The following is a 2,753-nucleotide window of genomic DNA, read 5'->3' as shown; positions in this document are numbered from 1 at the left end:
CTCTACGACCGATTTCCGACCGGTCTGAGCGCACCTTCGTACTCCTCCGTTACTCTTTAGGAGGAGACCGCCCCAGTCAAACTACCCACCATACATTGTCCTCGGTATTGTTATACCTGAGTTAGAACCCCAACATGACCAGGGTGGTATTTCAAGATTGGCTCCACAAACACTAGCGTGTCTGCTTCAAAGCCTCCCACCTATCCTGCACAAGTCAGGTCAAAGTTCAATGTAAAGCTGTAGTAAAGGTTCACGGGGTCTTTCCGTCTAGCCGCGGGTACACAGCATCTTCACTGCGATTTCGATTTCACTGAGTCTCTGCTGGAGACAGCGCTGCCATCATTATGTCATTCGTGCAGGTCGGAACTTACCCGACAAGGAATTTCGCTACCTTAGGACCGTTATAGTTACGGCCGCCGTTTACTGGGGCTTCGATCAAGAGCTTCGCTTACGCTAACCCCATCAATTAACCTTCCAGCACCGGGCAGACATCACACCCTATACGTCCACTTTCGTGTTTGCAGAGTGCTGTGTTTTTAATAAACAGTTGCAGCAGCCTGGTATCTGCGACTGCCAGCAGCTCAAGGAGCGTGTCCTATCACCACCAACAGCGTACCTTCTCCCGAAGTTACGGTACCATTTTGCCTAGTTCCTTCAGCAGAGTTCTCTCAAGCGCCTTGGTATTCTCTACCTGATCACCTGTGTCGGTTTAGGGTACGATTCGTTTATAACTATTGCTTAGAAGCTTTTCCTGGAAGCATGGTATTTGCCACTTCACTGTACAAGTACAGCTTGCTATCAGATCTCAGCCATGTAGTAGCCCGGATTTACCTAAGCCACAAGCCTACATCCTTTCACCTGGACAACCAACGCCAGGCTGACATAACCTTCTCCGTCCCTCCATCGCATTATAAACAAGTATCAGAATATTAACTGATTTCCCATCGACTACGCCTTTCGGCCTCGCCTTAGGGGTCGACTCACCCAGCCCCGATTAACGTTGGACTGGAACCCTTGATCTTCCGGCGTGCGAGCTTTTCACTCGCATTATCGTTACTCACGTCAGCATTCGCTCTTGTGATACCTCCAGCATGCCTTACGACACACCTTCACAGGCTTACACAACGCTCCCCTACCACTTGAAAACAAATTCAAATCCGCAGCTTCGGCTCCTAGTTTGAGCCCCGTTACATCTTCCGCGCAGGCCGACTCGACTAGTGAGCTATTACGCTTTCTTTAAAGGATGGCTGCTTCTAAGCCAACCTCCTAGCTGTCTATGCCTTCCCACCTCGTTTCCCACTTAACTAGGAATTTGGGGCCTTAGCTGGCGGTCTGGGTTGTTTCCCTCTCCACAATGGACGTTAGCACCCACTGTGTGTCTCCCGGATATCACTCATCGGTATTCGGAGTTTGCATCGGTTTGGTAAGTCGGTATGACCCCCTAGCCGAAACAGTGCTCTACCCCCAATGGTGTTCGTCCGAGGCGCTACCTAAATAGCTTTCGGGGAGAACCAGCTATCACCGAGTTTGATTAGCCTTTCACCCCTATCCACAAGTCATCCCCTGGCTTTTCAACGACAGTGGGTTCGGTCCTCCGGTGCCTGTTACGGCACTTTCAACCTGCTCATGGATAGATCACTCGGTTTCGGGTCTATACCCTGCAACTAAACGCCCTATTAAGACTCGGTTTCCCTACGGCTCCCCTAAACGGTTAACCTTGCTACAGAATATAAGTCGCTGACCCATTATACAAAAGGTACGCAGTCACCCCAATAAATTGAGGCTCCTACTGCTTGTACGCACACGGTTTCAGGTTCTATTTCACTCCCCTCACAGGGGTTCTTTTCGCCTTTCCCTCACGGTACTGGTTCACTATCGGTCAGTCAGGAGTATTTAGCCTTGGAGGATGGTCCCCCCATCTTCAAACAGGATTTCTCGTGCCCCGCTCTACTTAATATGTTAACTCTAATGTTTCGAATACAGGACTATCACCTACTACGGTCAGCTTTCCCACGCTGTTCTTCTACATTAGAATTAATCGGCTTCTCCCCGTTCGCTCGCCGCTACTAGGGGAATCTCATTTGATGTCTATTCCTAAGGGTACTGAGATGTTTCACTTCCCCTCGTTCGCTTCTTGTACAAGTACAAGATACCTACCTTATGGTAGGTGGGTTTCCCCATTCAGAAATCTCCGGATCACAGGATATTGCCGCCTCCCCGAAGCTTATCGCAGGCTGTCACGTCTTTCATCGCCTCTGACTGCCAAGGCATCCACCATGTGCGCTTCATTACTTGACCATACAACCCCAAGTAGTCTTTCGACTTCATAGTGTCATACAATCTAATTATGATAACGATATCACCTAATTTTATACGCTTGATTCAGTTCTCTTATTACTTTTTTAATAACTCACCCCTGGGATAACAACTGATGTCGTTAAGAGGTGAGTTATTAAGGTTAAGAAGTGCGCGTGAACACGCTCTTCCTAACCCAGACTCATATCTATGTTTTTAAATAGTTCCTACTCTCTCGTCGAGTAGCAGGTTCTGTATAAAACAGAAAGAAGTAATCAATTAAAATCACTTGTTTCTATTTGATACCTATTTTATTTATTAGCATCTAAAGTTTCGTATTTATAGTGGTGGAGCCAAACGGAGTCGAACCGTTGACCTCCTGCGTGCAAGGCAGGCGCTCTACCAACTGAGCTATGGCCCCGTAAATAATGGTAGGCCTGGGCAGACTTGAACTGCCG

1 tRNA gene and 1 rRNA gene are annotated in these 2,753 nt (G+C 48.2%); both read right to left on the bottom strand.

Going from position 1 to position 2,753, the window contains the following annotated elements:
- Window positions 1-2,298: ribosomal RNA gene (locus I6E83_RS14565) — 23S ribosomal RNA — on the bottom strand; the annotation flags it as partial.
- 342 nt (window positions 2,299-2,640) lie between these two features.
- Window positions 2,641-2,716: transfer RNA gene (locus I6E83_RS14560), tRNA-Ala, on the bottom strand.
- Between the last annotated feature and the right edge of the window lie 37 nt (window positions 2,717-2,753).

Source organism: Psychrobacter sp. SZ93C1, assembly GCF_015864635.1.
Lineage (GTDB): Bacteria > Pseudomonadota > Gammaproteobacteria > Pseudomonadales > Moraxellaceae > Psychrobacter > Psychrobacter fozii.
This window is presented reverse-complemented; position numbering and strand designations above follow the sequence as displayed.